The following is a 17,838-nucleotide window of genomic DNA, read 5'->3' on the forward strand; positions in this document are numbered from 1 at the left end:
TCATTAGCCCCCTACTTAATCTCCGATTAATCCCGCCGCCCAAAACTGTACGAGACCGCGCAGCGCAGAATCCCCTGTCGCCCTCCGCGGCGCGCTCGATGCGATTTTGTCGGGCTTATCGGAGAACGCTCATGAATATGCGTATTTTGCTGGTCGGGGCCCTGGCGTTTGCCGGGGTCGTGGGTGTGGCTCAGGCGGACACAGCCCAGGTGCAGCCGGTGCCTTATCACTATGGCATGCCGCTGAACGTGGCCAAGGTGGTGTCGATGACCGAGCCCGCGACGCCGGAGTGCAAGGTGGTCACCGCGGACATGACCTTTATCGACAAGGCGGGCAAGCTGGAAGCCATCAGTTACCGCAAGCTGTCGGATGCTTGCAATTATCAGAACTGAGGGCTGCCCTGCTCTACCGCGTGCAAGGTTGCAGGCAGCTCGGCGAGATTCAGGCAGGGATTTTATTCGCGGTGAAGGTCGAGGTTGCGCCTGGCCCGGAGGTTATCCAGGCCAGGCAAGCAACACAGGCATTGGCAAAGCCGCCTATCAATGAGCCCTGGATTTCAGGGCGATGGGCTGGCTTCCCGGATGATTCGCCAGGTCGTAGCGCAACTCGGCGATCAAATCGTTGATTTCCCGGCAGCCGTTGAGGCTCGCCGCATCGATACCGGTGACCACCAGGTCCACGCGGTCGGTTTCATGGTCGCCATAGACTTTCACGGTCATGTGCAGGTCGGGGCTCAGGGTGCACTCGCAGCGTTTGGGCAGGAAGCTGCATTCAATGATATTGCGCAGTTCCAAGGCAGATAAGAACATGGCAGATCTCTCCGTTGGTGCAGTGGCCATTCAATGATGGCAAGAATATCGTCTCGGGATTCCACCCCCGAAATACGGCGTACGGCATGACTAAACCTCCCTGGAAGAGAAAGCCATTCATTAGACTAGGCCGTATTGGCGCATCCACTAAATTCTATTTTGCTCTGAGCAGTGAGGCTTTTTTTCACCCTCGGTCCTGGGATTTTCGTCCGCTGGAGGAGCTTCCTGCGAGCCCGATGCTGGCCTCTCGCCGATAGGGGATGGAACACAGGCATGCCGTCCTCCCGCTCGTTTTCATGCGTTATAAATCATCGACTTATCCCTGGGTATTGAAGGAAAACGTCATGTTAACTGCCGCGGCGAAGTGGGCCACGGTTTGCATGACCGGGCGTTCCCCAGTCAAACTGCCCGGCGTTTCAAGTGAAGGGTTCCCTCCATGGAGAGAGCCGTCGATCAACCTGCAAGGAGGCCTTATGCGCTTTTTTCCTGTATCCACCGCCATCGCTGTGCTGTTGAGCGGTCTGTCCACCCTGAGCCATGCGGCCAAACTCGAAGACGTGGCGCCCTACCCCAAGGCTGAAGAAGGTTTTGTGCGTCAGGTGATCCATCTGCCCAAGCAGGCCAAGGAAGAGGACTTCAAGGTCGAGGTCCTGGCCGGCAAGACCCTGACCGTCGACTGCAACCGTCAGCGCCTGGGCGGCACCCTGGAAGAGAAGAACCTGGAAGGCTGGGGTTACCCCTACTACCGCCTGGACAAGGTCAGCGGGCCGATGAGCACCTTGATGGCCTGCCCCGAGGGCAGCAGCAAGCAGGCGTTCGTGCCGGTGGTCGGCGAAGGCTTCGTGCTGCGCTACAACAGCAAGCTGCCAATCGTGATCTACGCCCCCAAGGACGTCGAAGTGCGCTACCGCCTGTGGTCCGCCGCGGACAAGGTCGAGAAGGCCCGCGCGGAATAACCTGCGCAGCGGCTACATCGCGGGTGATGGAGCCGCTGCCGCAGGCTGCGATCGGTTTGCGCGGCACTCCGACGCAGTAGCCGCCAGGCCAGGCAACGCAGTGCATCAGTGGTTCGGCTGGCGAGTGCTTCGTGCTCGTGCGCAGGCTTCGCCAGCGGCTACAGAGGCCCTGCTCCCTTCTTATACCAGCGCAACCGCGCCCAAGGCCGCGCGCTCGGCCACCTGCCCCAGGCGATCGAAGTTGATGTTGGCCCCGGAATCGATGGCCACCAGGGTTTCGCCCTGTACGCCGCTGCGGGCCACGTACTGCTTGATCCCGGCCACCGCCAGCGCTCCCGACGGCTCGGTGATGGAGCGGGTGTCGTCGTAGATGTCCTTCATCGCGCAGCAGAGTTCGTCGTTGCTGACCGTGATCACCTCGTCCACCAGCACTCGGCACAGCTCGAAACAATGGGCACCGACCTGCGCCACGGCAACGCCGTCGGCGAAGGTGCCGACGCTGGGCAGCACCACCCTTTCCCCGGCCTGCAACGCCTGCTGCAGACAGTTGGAGTGCTCGGACTCGACGCCGACGATGCGCACCTCGGGCCGCAGGTATTTCACATAGGCGGCGATGCCGGCGATCAATCCGCCACCACCCACCGGGACGAAGATTGCGTCCAGGCGCCCGGAGTACTGACGCAAAATCTCCATGCCCACCGTGCCCTGCCCGGCGATCACGTCCGGGTCGTCGAAGGGCGAGACGAAGGTCTGCCCGCTGCGCTCGGCCAGTTGCAGGGCATGGGCCAGGGCAAAGGGAAAACTATCGCCCTGCAGCACCGCCTCGGCGCCACGGCTGCTGACGCCCTGCACTTTCAGCTGCGGCGTGGTGGAAGGCATGACGATGGTCGCCTTGATCCTCAGCTCCCGCGCCGCTAGCGCCACGCCCTGGGCGTGATTGCCGGCGGAGGCGGTGATTACCCCACGGCGCTTTTGCTCGTCGCTGAGTTGCACCAGCTTGTTGTAGGCGCCGCGGATCTTGAAGGAAAAGGTCGGTTGCAGGTCCTCGCGCTTGAGCAGCACCTGGTTGCCCAGCGCCGCCGACAGGGCCGGAGCCGGCTGCAATGGCGTACGCACCGCCAGGTCGTAGACCGGCGCCGCGAGAATCTTCTTCACGTAGTGCTCAAGCAGGTCCAGTTGCGTGTCGGGCTCGGCGGGATGGTTCATACGGCTCTCCTGGCTGTGTTGAAAGCCCCGGAGACAGAAAGAAAAAACCCGCCTCTAGGGCGGGTTGGGTGCAGTGTCAGACCCGCCAATCAGGAATGGCGGTAATAATGCTTGGCTGGGAACGCAATGCGGAAAAAGTCATGGCGAGGAAATTAACCGGCGGGTCGCCGGTGAGTCAATGGCCAATGACAGGTCGAGCTATCTGCCATTTGCCGAAAAATATACGAAACGTATATGCTTCGTATATTTACCAGGACAGAAACCCCGTGGGCATCGTCAAGATTTCAGATCAACTGCATGAACAGATCCGCGTCGCCAGCGACGCCATGGATCGCTCCATCAACGCCCAGGCCGAGTTCTGGATCAAGATCGGCCTGCTGGCCGAGCTCAATCCGCATCTGGCCTACAACGACCTGATCAACAAACTGCTGCTGAACAAGAGCGATCTGATCCGGGGGCGCAGCGCATGACCCAGGCCCTGATCAAGACCCCGCAGCAACTGGCGCTGATGCGTGAATCCGGGCGCCTGCTGGCGACGGTGTTCAGCTTTCTCGACGACCTGGTCGCGCCCGGCCTTTCGACCATGGAGCTGGACACGGCCGTGGAGCGCTTTATCCGCCACGACCTGGGCGCCCGTCCGGCCAGCAAGGGCCAGTACAACTACCCCTACTCGATCAACACCTCGATCAACGAAGTGGTGTGCCATGGCATGCCCCATGAGAAGGCCATCCTCAACGACGGCGATATCATCAACATCGACATCACCCTGGAAAAGAACGGCTTTATCGCCGACTCCAGCAAGATGTACCTGATCGGCAATGTCAGCCCCAAGGCCCAGCGCCTGGTGAGCACCACCTTCGAGGCGATGTGGGAAGGCATCAAGGCGGTCCGCCCCGGCGCGCGCCTTGGCGATATCGGCCATGCCATCCAGAAACACGCCGAAACCCGGGGCTACAGCGTGGTGCGCGAGTACTGCGGCCATGGCATCGGCCGGCAGATGCACGAAGAGCCGCAGGTCCTGCATTTCGGTCGCCCCGGTACCGGCCTGGAGCTGCGCGAAGGCATGGTGTTCACCATCGAGCCGATGATCAACCAGGGCAGCGCCCGGGTGCGCGGCCTGAAAGACGGCTGGACCGTGGTCACCCGCGACAACGGCCTGTCGGCGCAGTGGGAACACACGGTGGCGGTGACCCGCGACGGCTTTGAGGTACTGACCCTGCAACCGGCCTGAAACCTCAGGCGCACTTGCCGTTGCCGCCGGCCAGGCGCCTGAGACCGAGCACCATCCCCCCTGCCCCCAGCAGCATCGCCACGAGGAACAGCGGGTAGGCAATCCACCACGGGGTGCCGGCGGTCATCATGCTGAATTCGGACATGCCGCCGATGCTGGCGATCAGGTTCAGCGGCAGGAACACCACGTTGATCAGGGTCAGTTTGCGCAACAGGCTGTTCATGTTGTTGTTCATCAGGTTGCCGCGCGCGTCGATCAGCCCGGAAAACACCGTCGAATAGATCTCCGCCTGCTTGTAGCACTGGTTGTTCTCGATGATCAGGTCGTCGATCAGGCCGACGGCCTCGGCGCTGAAGTGCGCCTTCTCGGCGTGGTTGCGCAGCCGGGTCAGCACCGCGCCGTTGCTGTGAATGGCGTTGATGTAATAGATCAGGCTCTCGCTGAGGTTGAACATCTGGATCAGGTGGCGGTTTTCCATCGAGTCGTTGAACTGCTGCTGCAACTCGCGGGCGACCATCTTGATCACCTTGAGGTGCCCCAGGTAGTGATGGATGTTGGTGGACAGCAGGTCCAGCAACACATCCAGGGGGCTATTCAGGGCCTGCCGCGCGCCCAGGCCGCTGAGCTGGCTGTCGTCGTGGGCGATCACCAGCAGGCGTTGCGGGGAAAACAGCAGGCCGCAGGACGACACCTCGAACGACAGGCTGCCGCCGCCGGAGTAGTTCTCCGGGCGTTTCCAGATCAGGAACAGGTTGTCCGGGTGAAACTCGATGCGCGACACCTCGTCCGGGTCCAGCGCCGAGGCCAGGGCGTGTTCGTCGAGCTTGAAGCCGGTGCGCAGCAGATCGCGCTCGGCGGGGTCCGGGTTGCTGAACAGCATCACTTCGGCATCCAGGTGCTCCACCGGCAGCAGGCGGCCCTGGCTCAACTGGTAGCTCTTGATCATCGGCCGTTCACCAGGCCTGCCCGCGGCGCTTGAGCTCCAGGCGGCGGACGAACTCCTCGAGCACCAGGGAATACAGGTCGTCGCGCAGGTAGGCATCTTCGATGCCGGCGTCCATGTTGGGGTTGTCGTTGACTTCGATCACCACCACCTTGTCGCCGGACTGCTTGAGGTCGACGCCGTACAGGCCGTCGCCGATCAGGTTGGCGGTCTTCACCGCCAGTTCCACCACCGCCCGCGGCGCCTCGTGGACCGCCAGGGTGCGGCATTCGCCGTTGATGTCCTGGCCCTTGGCCTTGTGGTTGTAGATCTGCCAATGGCCCTTGGACATGAAGTACTGGCAGGCGAAGATCGGCTTGCGGTTGAGCACGCCGATGCGCCAGTCGTACTCGGTGTAGAAAAACTCCTGGGCCAGCAGCAACACCGAATGCTCGAACAGCTCGGCGGTGGCCTCCAGCAGCGCCTGCTGGCTCTCGACCTTGATCACCCCACGGGAGAAACAGCCGTCGGGAATCTTCAGCACCAGTGGGAAGCCCAGGCGCTCGCCAACCCGCTCGAAGTCTTCCGGTCGTTCCTTGTAGAGAATCTCGGTGGCGGGCATGCCCAGCTGGTGGCTTTTCAGCAGATCGGTCAGGTAGACCTTGTTGGTGCAGCGCAGGATCGAGGCCGGGTCGTCCATCACCACCAGGCCCTCGCTTTCGGCCTTCTTGGCGAAACGGTAGGTGTGGTTGTCGACGCTGGTGGTCTCACGGATCAACAAGGCGTCGTACTCGGCGATACGCGAGTAATCCTTCTTCTCGATCAGTTCGACGTCGATGCCCAGGCCCTTGCCAACCCGGACAAAATTCTCCAGCGCCCGGGCGTTGGAAGGTGGCAGGGCTTCCTGCGGGTCATGGAGGATCGCCAGGTCATAGCGGGCCAATCTTTTCGAGCGCGGCATGCGCCAGATCTTGCGACTGAAACTGTCCAGGGAATGGGCGAATTGATCTTCCTGGTCTTCGCGCAACTTATGTAAGGCGCCGGACTTCACCCCTTCGATATGCCAACCGTTAGTTCGTTTGAAGTCCACCAGCAGTATCGGACAGGGAAAGACTTCGAATAACTGTCGCGCCAACTCCTGTAACGGTTCGATATGAGTCTTGCCGAAGTACAGGGTCAGGGTAAAACCTTCGGTATCGCTGTAAAGATGATTGCTCAGGGCCTTTTCCAGGGTTTTATCCAGGTCGTCCAGGGCCAGGCCGTAGAGCGATTTGCGGGTCAGCTCGCTGATGGTGCGCACCGAGGGAATCACCTTGTGCCCCCGCGCCTCGGCCAGCAGCGAGCAGTAGTAACCGTGGCCCAGGTACTTGTAGCTGCGGCACAGGTTGATCACCTGGACCCGCTTGCCGGGCTGGGTTTCACGGGTCTGCTCCAGGTACTCCTGAGCGCTGAGGATGTCTTCGCTGGGGAAGTAGGAGGCCCAATCTTCCCTGCGCTCGACAATAATCAGCAACTGGCTGGAAGTTTCACTCATCGCTGAAAAATAATTAACCGGAGTTATTGTCGCCGGCAGACTTTGCTCGGATACTCCACGCCAATGACCTTGTACCGCTGACATAATGTTTGATCCGCTTAAGAACAAGACCTTTTCTATTAAGCACGAACTTTTTCGAAAGTCTCGTTTCGTTACGCAACTTTTACGGCGGTTATATGGACCTTGTCTTTCGCATTGCCACACCTGAGGACTTGCCTGCTTTAGTGCGACTGGAACAGCAGTGTTTCACCACCGATCGCCTGACGGTGCGCAGCTTCCAGTGGATGATCAGCCGCGCCCACGCGTGCCTGATCGTCGCCGAGCAGGAGCAACAACTGCTGGGTTATGCCTTGGTGCTGTTCCATCGCGGGACCTCCCTGGCCCGCCTGTACTCGATCGCCATCGCGGTCGAGGCCCGCGGGTCGGGCCTGGGCAAGCGCCTGCTGGAGCGGATCGAAGCCTGCGCGCGGGAGCATGACTGCGCCTACCTGCGGCTTGAGGTGCGCAGCGACAACCCGACGGCCATCGCCCTGTACGAACGCAGCGGCTACCGGCGCTTCGCCGTGCTGCACGACTACTACGAGGACCACGCCGATGCCCTGCGCCTGGAAAAGCGCATCCTGCAGCATCGCGAGACCCGCACCATCCGCGTGCCCTATTACCAGCAGACCACCGACTTCACTTGCGGCCCGGCCTGCCTGCTGATGGCCATGGCCGCGCTGCAACCCGGGCGCGCCCTGGAGCGCCGAGAAGAACTGCAGCTGTGGCGCGAGGCGACCACCGTGTTCATGACCTCCGGCCATGGCGGCTGCAGCCCGCAGGGGCTGGCGCTGGCCGCGTGGCGCCGGGGCTTCCGGGTCCGGCTGCAGGTCAATACCCGGGGGCCACTGTTTCTCGGCGGGGTGCGCGACGAGCATAAAAAAGACGTCATGCGCTTGGTGCATGAGGAGTTCTGCGCCCAGCTGGATAGCAGCGACGTCTTGCAGGTGCTGGGCGGCCCGCTGGACCTGCCGAAGCTGCTGGCCGATGGCGGCCAGCCCCTGGTGCTGATCAGCAGCTACCGCCTGACCCGCTCCAAGGCCCCGCATTGGGTAATGGTCACCGACTGCGACGAAGAGTTCGTCTACCTGCACGATCCCGATGTCGACCACAGCCAGCACCGCCAGCCGATGGATTGCCAGCATCTGCCGGTGAGCCACGGCGAGTTCGCCAAGATGTGCCGTTTCGGCAGCGGCAAGCTGCAAGCGGCGGTGATCCTCTACCCGCCCGCAGTGCCTCTGTAGGAGCGAAGCTTGCTCGCGATAGCCGCGAAGCGGCGATTCATCCTGCCAACACGCGTTGTCGTTGAAGATTTTTTCGCGAGCAAGCTTCGCTCCTACAGAAGAAGGGCCTGGGTTATTCCAGGCCAACCTTGTACAGCCGGCCCTTGTCCTCGTCGGTCAGCACATACAGATAACCGTCCGGCCCCTGGCGCACGTCGCGGATGCGCTCTTTGAGTTCACCCAGCAGGCGCTCTTCGTGGCCCACCTTGTCGCCGTCGAATTGCAGGCGGATCAGCTCCTGGGACGCCAGGGCGCCGATGAACAGGTTGTGTTGCCAGGCCTTGAAGCGGTCGCCGTCGTAGAAGGCCATGCCGCTGATGCCGGGGGATTTCTCCCAGACATGCCGCGGGCCCACGGTGCCTGGGGCAGTCTTGCCCTGGGCTTCGGGAATCGGCGCACCGGAATAGTTGATGCCGTGGGTCGCCAGGGGCCAGCCGTAGTTCTTGCCACGCTCGATCAGGTTGATTTCGTCGCCGCCCTTGGGCCCGTGCTCGTTATCCCACAGGGTGCCGCTCCAGGGGTTGAGCGCCGCGCCCTGGGGGTTGCGGTGGCCGTAGGACCAGATCTCCGGGCGCACGCCCGGCTGGCCGACAAAGGGGTTGTCCTGCGGAATCCTGCCATCCGGATACAGGCGCACGATCTTGCCCTGCAGCTTGTCCAGGTCCTGGGCGGTCGGGCGATCGTTGTTTTCCCCCAGGGTGATGAACAGATAGCCGTCGCGGTCGAACACCAGGCGCGAACCGAAATGGTTGCCGGTGGAGAGCTTGGGCGCCTGGCGGAAAATCACCTGGAAGTCCTTGAGCGTCTTCAGGTCCTCGGACAGCCGTCCGCGCCCCACCGCCGTCCCCGCCGTGCCACCCTCGCCACCACCTTCGGCGTAGGACAGGTAGACCAGGCGGTCCTGCTTGAAGTCCGGCGACAGCACCACATCCAGCAAGCCACCCTGCCCCTTGGCCCAGACCTGCGGCACGCCGCCCAGGGGCGCCGAGAGCTTGCCGTCGGCGCCAACCAGCCGCAGGTTGCCCGGCCGCTCGGTCACCAGGATGCCCTGGCGGTCCGGCAGGAACGCCAGGGCCCAGGGGTGATCCAGGCCTTCGACCAGCGGGGTCACGCTGAGGGGGCCCAGCTCGCTCTGCAACGGTTGACTGGGGGCGGCCGCGACCGGTAGCGCACTGCTCAGAAAAAGACTGGCACAGACGGTTGCCAAGAGGGTTTTACGCAACATGCACGATTCCTTCTGTCGATAAAAAGGTTTCCGCCCGGAGCCGGCATCGGCCTCGGGCGGTCAGCGTTTATCGCTGCTGTTGGTTACGCGGTGGGGTCACGGGTGTCGGATCGATGATCCTTGGCTGGGTGATGGTGCGCGGGTAGCCGTTGCCGATGCCGCCGTTCTCCAGGGTCGGAGGGCGTTGCACCGGCACCGGATTAACCCCACGGACAGTCGGGGCGCTGGGCTGGGTGCCCTGCATGCTGTTGGGGTTGGCCCGACGAATCGGGCTGTTGTAGGGGTTGTTGTTGCTGCCGGGCAGGTTCTGCGCCAACAGCATGGCGGACGTCGGGCTGCTGCCCGTATACGCTGCCTGGGGCGCGGCGAATACCGCGGTGCTGGCCCCGCTCATCAGTGCGAACACGACAAGACAGCGAAGCAGGTTGTCCATGGCGACCCTCTTGGATGGCGACGAGTTATCGCATTCGAGTCCAGGCTACGTCGCGCGTTCGGCCTTGTTAATTAAATAATCCGTCAGACATGTAACACGAGTTATCGGCTTGCCTATGCAGGCCAGCACCCCAGGGAAACTTTCGCGCCGCGCCACGGGTCACCTGAAAACCAGTCGCTGCATGGCGATTCCACAGTCAATACGGGGACAGACTCATGGCACGGGCAATCTGGAAAGGCGCGATCAGTTTCGGTCTGGTTCACATTCCGGTGGCGCTGGTCTCGGCGACCGCCTCCCAGGGCGTCGACTTCGACTGGCTGGACCAGCGCAGCATGGACCCGGTGGGTTACAAGCGGGTCAACAAGGTCACCGGCAAGGAAGTCGGCAAGGAACATATCGTCAAAGGCGTGGCCTACGAAAAAGGCCGCTATGTGCTGCTCAGCGAGGACGAGATCCGCTCGGCCCACCCGCTGGCGACCCAGACCATCGACATCTTCGCCTTCGTCGACAGCCAGCAGATCCCGTTGCAGAACATCGACACTCCCTACTTCCTGGCCCCCGACAAGCGTGGCGGCAAGGTCTATGCGCTGCTGCGCGAAACCCTGCAGAGCACCTCGAAAGTCGCCCTGGCCCTGGTGGTGCTGCACACCCGCCAGCATCTGGCGGCGCTGATGCCGCTGGAGTCGGCGCTGGTGCTGGTAATGCTGCGCTGGCCGGCCGAGGTGCGCAGCCTCGACGAACTGACCCTGGGGCCAGAGGTGACCCAGCCGGACCTGACCAAGGGCGAACGGGACATGGCCAAGCGCCTGGTGGCGGACATGAGCGCCGATTGGCAGCCTGAACAATACCGCGACAGTTTCACCGACAAGATCATGGCCCTGGTGGAGAAAAAGGCCCGGGCCGGCAAGATCGAGGACGTGGAAAGCGTCGCCGGCGAAGAGCAACGCCAGAGCGCCGACATCATCGACCTGACCGAGATGCTCAAGCGCAGCCTGGGCGCCAAGTCCAGGAGCAAGGCGCCCGCCAGCCCGGACAAGCCCGGCAAGGCCGCGGACAAACCCGCGGCAGCCAAGAAAGCCACCAAGCGATCCCGTGCCTGAACCGCCGGCTCGCCATACAAGGTAGTGGGTCATGGCCAAATCCCTGAGTGAATACCAGCGCAAGCGCAACTTCGCGATCACCTCGGAGCCGGCGGCGGACAAAGCCTCCGCCAAGTCCCCCTCGGCCCTGCGTTTCGTGATCCAGAAGCACGATGCGCGCAACCTGCATTACGACTTTCGCCTGGAACTGGGCGGCAGCCTGAAAAGCTGGGCGGTGCCCAAGGGCCCGAGCCTGGACCCCACACAAAAACGCCTGGCGGTGCATGTCGAGGACCACCCGCTGAGCTATGGCGATTTCGAGGGCAGCATCCCCGCCGGGCAATACGGTGCCGGTGATGTGATCGTCTGGGACCATGGCGTCTGGCAACCCCATGACGACCCCGAGGCCGGCTACCGGGCGGGCAAGCTCAAGTTCACCCTGATCGGCGAAAAGCTCGGCGGCGACTGGACCCTGGTGCGCACCCATATGCACGGCAGCGGCGACAAGGAACAGTGGCTGCTGATCAAGGAGCAGGATGCCCAGGCGCGACCGAGCGACGAGTACGATGTGGTCCGGGCCCTGCCCAGGAGCGTGCTCAGTGGCGCCACAGTGGGCGACCGCAAAGCTGCCAGCGCCAAACCCCAGGCCGCAAAAAAAGCCGAGAAAAAACCATCGGGGAAAAAAGCCGTGGTCCTGCCGCAAAGCCTGGCGCCGCAGTTAGCGGCCCTGGTGGACAAGGCGCCCAGCGGCGACTGGCGCTACGAGATCAAGTTCGACGGCTACCGGATCCTGGCGCGAATCCAGGACGACGAGGTGCGCCTGCTGACCCGCAACGGTCACGACTGGACCAGCCGCCTGCCCCAGCAAGCCAAGGCCCTGGCCGCCCTGAAGCTCAAGGACAGCTGGCTGGACGGCGAAATGGTGGTGCTCAACGACCAAGGCCTGCCGGACTTCCAGGCGCTGCAGAACGCCTTCGATACCGGTCGCAGCGTGGACATCATTTATTACCTGTTCGACGCGCCCTTTCTGCAGGGCGAGGACTTGCGCGAAACGCCGGTGGAAGAACGCCGTCAGGCCCTCAAGCAGGCGCTCGCTCGCAAGTCGAGCAAGGTCCTGCGTTTTTCCGAAGCCTTCGCCGCCCAGCACCACGACATCCTCGAAAGCGCCTGTGCCCTGTCCCTCGAGGGGGTGATCGGCAAGCGGGCCGGCAGCCCCTATGTGTCGCGCCGCAGCAGCGACTGGATCAAGCTCAAATGCCGGTTGCGCCAGGAGTTCGTGGTGGTCGGCTATACCAAGCCGCAAGGTTCGCGCAGCGGCTTTGGCGCCCTGCTGCTGGGAGTCAACGACGCGAGCGGGCTGGTGTACGCCGGCCGGGTCGGCACCGGTTTCGACCAGCAGACCTTGAAGCATCTGCATGGGCGGATGCAGGAATTTGAACGGGACTCATCGCCCCTGGCCAAGCCCCTGACCGCGGCCCAGGCCCGCGGCGTGCACTGGATCGAGCCGCAGCTGGTGGCCGAAGTCGAGTTCGCCGAGTGGACCCGCGAGCAGGTGGTGCGCCAGGCGGCGTTCGTCGCTCTGCGCAGCGATAAGCCGGCCAGGGAAATCGTTCGCGAGCAGCCGCAGACCTCCAACGCCGTCGAGACCCGCAGCCGGGGCACGGCCTCCCGTTCGGACAAATCGGCCGTCCACAGCGTCGCCGGGGTCAGGATCACCCACCCGGATCGGGTCATCGACCAGCAGTCCGGCACCACCAAGCTGCAACTGGCGCAGTTCTACGCCAGCATCGACGAGCAGATCCTGCCGCACCTGCGCAACCGCCCGGTGTCCTTGCTGCGGGCCCCCGAAGGGGTGGAAGGCGAGCAGTTTTTCCAGAAACATGCCGAGCACCTGGCCATCCCCCATATCCGCCACCTCGACCCGGCGCTGGACCCCGGCCACGCGCGCCTGATGGAAATCGACAGTACTGCGGCGCTGATCGGCGCGGTGCAGATGGGCACCATCGAGTTGCACACCTGGGGCGCGACCCACGACCAGATCGAAACCCCGGACCTGTTCGTGCTCGACCTCGACCCGGACCCGGCGCTGCCCTGGAAAAGCATGCTGGAGGCCACCCAACTGACCCTTTCGGTGCTCGATGAGCTGGGTTTGCAGGTCTTCCTGAAAACCAGCGGCGGCAAAGGCATGCACCTGATCGTGCCGCTGGCGCGCAAGGCCGACTGGGATATGGTCAAGGGTTTCGCCAAGGCCATCGCGCAATTCATGGCGCAGCAGTTGCCGGAGCGCATCACCGCGACCATGGGCCCGAAAAACCGGGTCGGCAAAATCTTCGTCGATTACCTGCGCAACACCCGTGGCGCCAGCACCGTGGCCGCCTATTCGGTACGGGCCCGCCCCGGGCTGCCGGTCTCGGTGCCTATCGCGCGGGATGAACTGGGCGATGTCCGGCATGCCCAGCAGTGGAACGTGGCGAACCTGAGGCAACGCCTGGAGGCCTTGCCCCGGGATCCGTGGCACGGCTACGCCCATCGGCAGCGGATCACCGCGAAGATGTGGCAGCAGTTGGGAGTGGACAAGCCTTGAGGACGTGATCGCGGGCCAGCCTCGCCCCTACAGAGCCCCTGTAGGAGCGAGGCCTGCCCGCGACCGGCAATTCGCCATCCGGCGAATCAGATGAAGATGAACAGCAGCAACAACGCAGCGAAGATCGCCCACTTTTCCAGGTAATAAAGCTTGCGGTTGCGTTTTTTCAGCTCTTTACCGCGCAGGCGGATCTTGTACAGCTTGGTGAAGGCGCGGTTCAGACCCCCGGTGCGGTCGCCGGCATCGTTGGGCGAACCCGCGGCGGCCATCACGGTACGGCTGAACCAGCGGTTGAAGGCGGCGGCCCAGCGGTACTTCATCGGCCGCTCGACGTCACAGAACAGGATGATGCGGTTCTGCTCGGTGGTGTTTTCCGCGTAGTGGATGTAGGTCTCGTCGAACATCACCGCTTCGCCGTCGCGCCAGTGATAGTGCTCACCGTCGACATTGATATAGCAACCGGCGCTGTTGGGCGTTTCCAGGCCCAGGTGGTAACGGTAGGAACCGGCATAAGGGTCGCGGTGGCGCACCAGCTTCGAGCCCGGCGGCAGTTCGGCGAACATCGCCGCCTTGATCGAGCCGATGCTTTGCACCAGTTCGGTGGTCCGCGGGCACAGCTTCATCGCCGAAGGATGGCTGTCGCCGTACCACTTCAGATAGAAACGCTTCCAGCCGGTCTTGAAGAACGAGTTGAAGCCGACGTCGTTGTACTGCTCCGAACGCTTGATCTCCCCGGCCCTGAGCAGGCTCTGGCCCTCGGCGCGGATTTCTTCCCAGTGGGCCTGCAACGGGCTCAGGTCGGGAAAGTCGGCCGGATCGAGGTACGGGCGGTTGGGGATCTTCGAGAACAGATAAAGGAAGCAGTTGATCGGGGCCAGGAAGGTCGAGTGATCACTCAGCTGGCGGCCCAGTTTATGGCGCACGCGACCACGCAGGTGCACATACGCAATGGATAAAACGTAAACAGCGGCAATGATGAGTTTCACGGAAATCGTCACATGTCAGAAGAGAACATACTGCGCCCCCACGTGGGCCACCTGGGCCGGGGTCATATGCAGCGTCCGAAAGCGATAAGAGGTCCTGAAGGCACGTCCTTGAGCCCATGCCAATGATGGCATGTGGCAACTGGTCGGCATTTTAGCCACAGTTTGTAACCAAAGGTTAACTCCGATTTGTGAAAATGTGTCCGTCCGCTATGCCACGACCTAAGTCGCATTGCCCGGGACAAATCCGCAGCGGCGATTTTTACAACACCTGACGTTTACCGGCCTGGATGAAAAATCCGTGGGTCACTGTCATACAACTGCCGGCGCACATATGCGACAATGCGCGCCAAATTCCAACATGACCTCCCACCTTTATTGCCCAGCAACTTGGCCATAGCGTCCAGATGTTGCTGTCTACTTATGCTCGCTGGCTCGACCCTGGCTCGACCCTGGCGAAATGGAAAAGCTCCAGAATGCCCCGGAAATGGCCCAAGAGCCCACACGATGCTCGCAACCCCTTGATAGGTAAAGTAATTGATCTCCACAGCTAACATCACGATGCAGTTCGGCGCCAAGCCGCTATTCGAGAACGTTTCGGTCAAGTTCAACGGCGGCAACCGCTATGGCCTGATCGGCGCCAACGGTTGCGGCAAGTCGACTTTCATGAAGATCCTCGGCGGCGACCTCGAGCCGTCCGGCGGCCAGGTCATGCTGGAGCCGAACGTTCGCCTGGGTAAACTGCGCCAGGACCAGTTCGCCTACGAAGAATTCACCGTGATCGACACCGTGATCATGGGTCACGAAGAGCTGTGGAAGGTCAAGGCCGAGCGCGATCGCATCTACTCGCTGCCGGAAATGAGCGAAGAAGACGGCATGGCCGTGGCCGAGCTGGAAACCGACTTCGCCGAGATGGACGGCTACACCGCCGAGTCCCGCGCCGGTGAACTGCTGCTGGGCCTGGGCATTCCCCTGGAACAGCATTTCGGTCCGATGACCGAAGTGGCTCCGGGCTGGAAGCTGCGGGTCTTGCTGGCCCAGGCGCTGTTCTCCGATCCGGAAGTGCTGCTGCTCGACGAACCGACCAACCACCTGGACATCAACACCATCCGCTGGCTGGAAACGATTCTGACGGCGCGTAACAGCACCATGATCATCATTTCCCACGATCGTCACTTCCTCAACAGCGTCTGCACCCACATGGCCGACCTGGACTACGGCGAGCTGCGCCTGTTCCCGGGCAACTATGACGAGTACATGACCGCGGCGACCCAGTCCCGCGAGCAACTGCTGTCGGACAACGCCAAGAAGAAAGCCCAGATCGCCGAGCTGCAGACCTTCGTCAGCCGCTTCTCGGCCAACGCCTCGAAAGCCAAGCAGGCCACCTCCCGCGCCAAGCAGATCGACAAGATCCAGCTGGCCGAGGTCAAGCCATCGAGCCGCGTCAGCCCGTTCATCCGCTTCGAACAGACCAAGAAGCTGCACCGCCAGGCCGTGACCATCGAGCAGATGTCCAAGGGCTTCGACGGCAAGACCCTGTTCAAGAACTTCAGCTTCACCGTCGAAGCCGGCGAGCGCGTGGCGATCATCGGCCCGAACGGCATCGGCAAGACCACCCTGCTGCGCACCCTGATGGGCGAGCTGACCCCGGACGCCGGTTCGGTGAAGTGGACCGAAAGCGCCGAGCTGGGCTACTACGCCCAGGACCACGCCCATGACTTCGAAGACGACGTCAGCCTGTTCGACTGGATGGGCCAGTGGACCCAGGGCGAGCAGATCATCCGTGGCACCCTGGGCCGCATGCTGTTCTCCAACGACGAGATCCTCAAGTCGGTCAAGGTCATCTCCGGTGGTGAGCAAGGTCGCATGCTGTTCGGCAAGCTGATCCTGCAAAAGCCCAACGTACTGGTGATGGACGAACCGACCAACCACCTGGACATGGAATCCATCGAGGCGCTGAACCTGGCCCTGGAAAACTACCCGGGCACGCTGATCTTCGTCAGCCACGACCGTGAGTTCGTGTCGTCCCTGGCCACTCGCATCATCGAGCTGAGCCCGAACGGCGTGACCGACTTCAGCGGCACCTACGACGACTACCTGCGCAGCCAGGGCGTAGTGTTCTAAGGAACGCCAACCAGTTGCCGGTCTGCAAGCCCCGTCCTGGTGACGGGGCTTTTTTGTACGGCTATAAAAGCATCGCGGGCAAGCGTGCGTACGCGTTTCCGTAGGAGCGAGGCTTGCCCGCGATGGTGTCCTCCCTGCCCCCACAAATAGCCGGCCATAAAGAAATCGTTAGCCTGCTTCCTTTTATTTCCGGCCCGCGCCATGATGCAGTTCTCCAACCGCCCGCCCGCGAACGAGCCCTCATGTCTGCGCAACAACAGCCCGTGCCCAGCTCCATGACGATCACCCTGCAGATCGTCTCTATCGTCTTCTATACCTTTATCGCGTTTCTCTGCATCGGCCTGCCGATCGCGGTGCTGCCGGGTTACGTCCACGGCGAACTGGGCTTCAGCGCGGTGGTGGCCGGGCTGACCATCGGCTCGCAGTACCTGGCCACCCTTCTCAGCCGGCCCATGGCCGGGCGCCTGTCGGACAACATCGGCACCAAACGGGCAATCGTCTACGGCCTGGCGGGAATTTTCCTCAGCGGGCTGCTGACCCTGGCGTCCAGCCTCCTGCAAACATTGCCGCTGCTCAGCCTGAGCGTCCTGTTGCTGGGACGTTTGCTGCTGGGGGTGGCCCAGGGCCTGATCGGCGTGGGCACCATCAGCTGGTGCATGGGCCAGGTCGGCGCCGAGCACACCGCGCGCTCGATTTCCTGGAACGGCATCGCCTCCTATGGCGCGATTGCCATCGGCGCGCCGCTGGGGGTGGTGATGGTCGCCGACTACGGTTTCGAAAGCCTGGGGCTGGCCCTGTCGCTGCTGGCGGCCCTGGCCCTGCTGCTGATCCGCAACAAGCCATCGGTGCCGGTGATCCGTGGCGAGCGCCTGTCGTTTCGCGCGGTGTTCGGCCGTATCGCGCCGTACGGCGCCGGCCTGAGCCTGGCGTCCATCGGCTACGGCACCCTGACCACCTTTATTACCCTGTTCTACCTCAGCCGCGGCTGGACCGGCGCGGCCTATTGCCTGACGGTATTCGGCATCTGTTTCATTCTCTCGCGCCTGCTGTTCATCTCCAGCATCAGCCGGTTTGGCGGTTATCGCGCGGCCATCGCCTGCATGAGCATCGAGACCCTGGGCCTGATCCTGCTGTGGCTGGCGCCATCGACGGCGTTCGCCATGATCGGCGCCGGGCTCGCCGGCTTCGGCCTGTCGCTGGTGTACCCGGCGCTGGGGGTGGAAGCGATCAAGCAGGTGCCCAGCACCAGCCGCGGCGCCGGCCTGAGCGCCTACGCGGTGTTTTTCGATCTGGCGCTGGCGATTGCCGGGCCCTTGATGGGCGCGGTGGCGTTGAACCTGGGCTATTCGTGGATTTTCTTCTGCGCGGCGCTGTTGTCGCTCAGCGCCCTGGGCCTGACCCTGCTGCTCAAGCACCGGGCCGACGCCTGA

General features: G+C 62.8%; 15 protein-coding genes and 1 pseudogene. 9 read left to right on the forward strand and 7 right to left on the reverse strand.

The window, feature by feature from the left end; genetic code table 11:
- Positions 1–131 precede the first annotated feature (131 nt).
- The gene (locus AC07PQ_RS21680) at positions 132–392 is read left to right on the forward strand and encodes a DUF2790 domain-containing protein (RefSeq protein WP_007926396.1); all 261 of its coding nucleotides are present in this window, start codon (positions 132–134) and stop codon (positions 390–392) included.
- A 147-nt stretch (positions 393–539) separates the two neighbouring features.
- Here the strand turns inward: AC07PQ_RS21680 and AC07PQ_RS21685 are convergent, their stop codons facing one another.
- Entirely contained in the window at positions 540–809 is a 270-nt protein-coding gene (locus tag AC07PQ_RS21685) for a DUF1652 domain-containing protein (protein WP_007926398.1), read from the reverse strand.
- 473 nt (positions 810–1,282) lie between these two features.
- On the opposite strand from AC07PQ_RS21685, the gene eco reads away from it, so the two are divergent.
- Positions 1,283–1,765 (forward strand): serine protease inhibitor ecotin, encoded by a 483-nt coding sequence (eco, locus tag AC07PQ_RS21690; RefSeq protein ID WP_102681206.1) that lies wholly within the window; start codon positions 1,283–1,285, stop codon positions 1,763–1,765.
- 198 nt (positions 1,766–1,963) lie between these two features.
- Here the strand turns inward: eco and ilvA are convergent.
- Positions 1,964–2,971, reverse strand: a pseudogene (ilvA, locus tag AC07PQ_RS21695) (threonine ammonia-lyase, biosynthetic); the annotation flags it as partial.
- A gap of 266 nt (positions 2,972–3,237) precedes the next feature.
- On the opposite strand from ilvA, the gene AC07PQ_RS21700 reads away from it, so the two are divergent.
- Positions 3,238–3,441 carry a ParD-like family protein gene (locus AC07PQ_RS21700; protein ID WP_007926402.1) on the forward strand — a complete coding sequence of 68 codons (204 nt, stop codon included), beginning with the start codon at positions 3,238–3,240 and terminating at the stop codon, positions 3,439–3,441.
- Positions 3,438–4,202 carry a type I methionyl aminopeptidase gene (gene map / locus AC07PQ_RS21705; protein WP_493186243.1) on the forward strand — a complete coding sequence of 255 codons (765 nt, stop codon included), beginning with the start codon at positions 3,438–3,440 and terminating at the stop codon, positions 4,200–4,202. Before AC07PQ_RS21700 ends, map begins: the two co-directional genes overlap by 4 nt.
- Before the next feature lie 4 nt (positions 4,203–4,206).
- On the opposite strand, the gene AC07PQ_RS21710 is transcribed toward map, so the two are convergent.
- Together AC07PQ_RS21710 and AC07PQ_RS21715 are read right to left on the reverse strand one after the other, a co-directional pair.
- Positions 4,207–5,148, reverse strand: a complete 942-nt coding sequence (locus tag AC07PQ_RS21710; protein ID WP_492570347.1) for a magnesium transporter CorA family protein — start codon at positions 5,146–5,148, stop codon at positions 4,207–4,209.
- Between the two features lie 7 nt (positions 5,149–5,155).
- Positions 5,156–6,658: a RimK family ATP-grasp domain-containing protein gene (locus tag AC07PQ_RS21715; RefSeq protein WP_493186242.1), complete on the reverse strand. Its 1,503-nt coding sequence runs from the start codon at positions 6,656–6,658 to the stop codon at positions 5,156–5,158.
- 176 nt (positions 6,659–6,834) lie between these two features.
- Here AC07PQ_RS21715 and rimI point away from each other — a divergent pair, with 176 nt between their 5' ends.
- On the forward strand, positions 6,835–7,941 hold the full coding sequence (gene rimI, locus AC07PQ_RS21720; RefSeq protein ID WP_493186241.1) for a ribosomal protein S18-alanine N-acetyltransferase: 1,107 nt from the start codon (positions 6,835–6,837) through the stop codon (positions 7,939–7,941).
- 112 nt (positions 7,942–8,053) lie between these two features.
- On the opposite strand, the gene AC07PQ_RS21725 is transcribed toward rimI, so the two are convergent.
- Entirely contained in the window at positions 8,054–9,205 is a 1,152-nt protein-coding gene (locus AC07PQ_RS21725) for a PQQ-dependent sugar dehydrogenase (protein WP_493186240.1), read from the reverse strand.
- A gap of 67 nt (positions 9,206–9,272) precedes the next feature.
- Positions 9,273–9,638, reverse strand: coding sequence for a hypothetical protein (locus AC07PQ_RS21730; protein ID WP_007926424.1), 366 nt, complete (start codon positions 9,636–9,638; stop codon positions 9,273–9,275).
- A gap of 215 nt (positions 9,639–9,853) precedes the next feature.
- Here AC07PQ_RS21730 and ku point away from each other — a divergent pair, with 215 nt between their 5' ends.
- Entirely contained in the window at positions 9,854–10,738 is an 885-nt protein-coding gene (gene ku / locus AC07PQ_RS21735; RefSeq protein ID WP_493186239.1) for a non-homologous end joining protein Ku, read from the forward strand.
- A gap of 31 nt (positions 10,739–10,769) precedes the next feature.
- Positions 10,770–13,301, forward strand: coding sequence for a DNA ligase D (gene ligD, locus AC07PQ_RS21740; protein WP_493186238.1), 2,532 nt, complete (start codon positions 10,770–10,772; stop codon positions 13,299–13,301).
- An 86-nt stretch (positions 13,302–13,387) separates the two neighbouring features.
- On the opposite strand, the gene lpxO is transcribed toward ligD, so the two are convergent.
- Positions 13,388–14,287 (reverse strand): lipid A hydroxylase LpxO, encoded by a 900-nt coding sequence (gene lpxO / locus AC07PQ_RS21745; RefSeq protein WP_007926431.1) that lies wholly within the window; start codon positions 14,285–14,287, stop codon positions 13,388–13,390.
- A 534-nt stretch (positions 14,288–14,821) separates the two neighbouring features.
- Between lpxO and AC07PQ_RS21750 the strand changes: the two genes are divergently transcribed.
- Positions 14,822–16,408 (forward strand): ABC-F family ATPase, encoded by a 1,587-nt coding sequence (locus tag AC07PQ_RS21750; protein WP_009043780.1) that lies wholly within the window; start codon positions 14,822–14,824, stop codon positions 16,406–16,408.
- Between the two features lie 242 nt (positions 16,409–16,650).
- A complete protein-coding gene (locus AC07PQ_RS21755) occupies positions 16,651–17,838 on the forward strand; it encodes an MFS transporter (protein ID WP_493186237.1) in 1,188 nt (395 codons plus the stop codon).

This window comes from Pseudomonas sp. GW821-FHT09E12 (assembly GCF_059416085.1).

Excerpts from the sequence above, each read along its gene's own strand:
- AC07PQ_RS21680 (WP_007926396.1), top strand. The coding sequence starts at position 132 with ATGAATATGCGTATTTTGCTGGTCGGGGCCCTGGCGTTTGCCGGGGTC.
- AC07PQ_RS21685 (WP_007926398.1), bottom strand. The coding sequence starts at position 809 with ATGTTCTTATCTGCCTTGGAACTGCGCAATATCATTGAATGCAGCTTC.
- eco (WP_102681206.1), top strand. The coding sequence starts at position 1,283 with ATGCGCTTTTTTCCTGTATCCACCGCCATCGCTGTGCTGTTGAGCGGT.
- map (WP_493186243.1), top strand. The coding sequence starts at position 3,438 with ATGACCCAGGCCCTGATCAAGACCCCGCAGCAACTGGCGCTGATGCGT.
- AC07PQ_RS21710 (WP_492570347.1), bottom strand. The coding sequence starts at position 5,148 with ATGATCAAGAGCTACCAGTTGAGCCAGGGCCGCCTGCTGCCGGTGGAG.
- AC07PQ_RS21715 (WP_493186242.1), bottom strand. The coding sequence starts at position 6,658 with ATGAGTGAAACTTCCAGCCAGTTGCTGATTATTGTCGAGCGCAGGGAA.
- rimI (WP_493186241.1), top strand. The coding sequence starts at position 6,835 with ATGGACCTTGTCTTTCGCATTGCCACACCTGAGGACTTGCCTGCTTTA.
- AC07PQ_RS21725 (WP_493186240.1), bottom strand. The coding sequence starts at position 9,205 with ATGTTGCGTAAAACCCTCTTGGCAACCGTCTGTGCCAGTCTTTTTCTG.
- AC07PQ_RS21730 (WP_007926424.1), bottom strand. The coding sequence starts at position 9,638 with ATGGACAACCTGCTTCGCTGTCTTGTCGTGTTCGCACTGATGAGCGGG.
- ku (WP_493186239.1), top strand. The coding sequence starts at position 9,854 with ATGGCACGGGCAATCTGGAAAGGCGCGATCAGTTTCGGTCTGGTTCAC.
- ligD (WP_493186238.1), top strand. The coding sequence starts at position 10,770 with ATGGCCAAATCCCTGAGTGAATACCAGCGCAAGCGCAACTTCGCGATC.
- AC07PQ_RS21755 (WP_493186237.1), top strand. The coding sequence starts at position 16,651 with ATGTCTGCGCAACAACAGCCCGTGCCCAGCTCCATGACGATCACCCTG.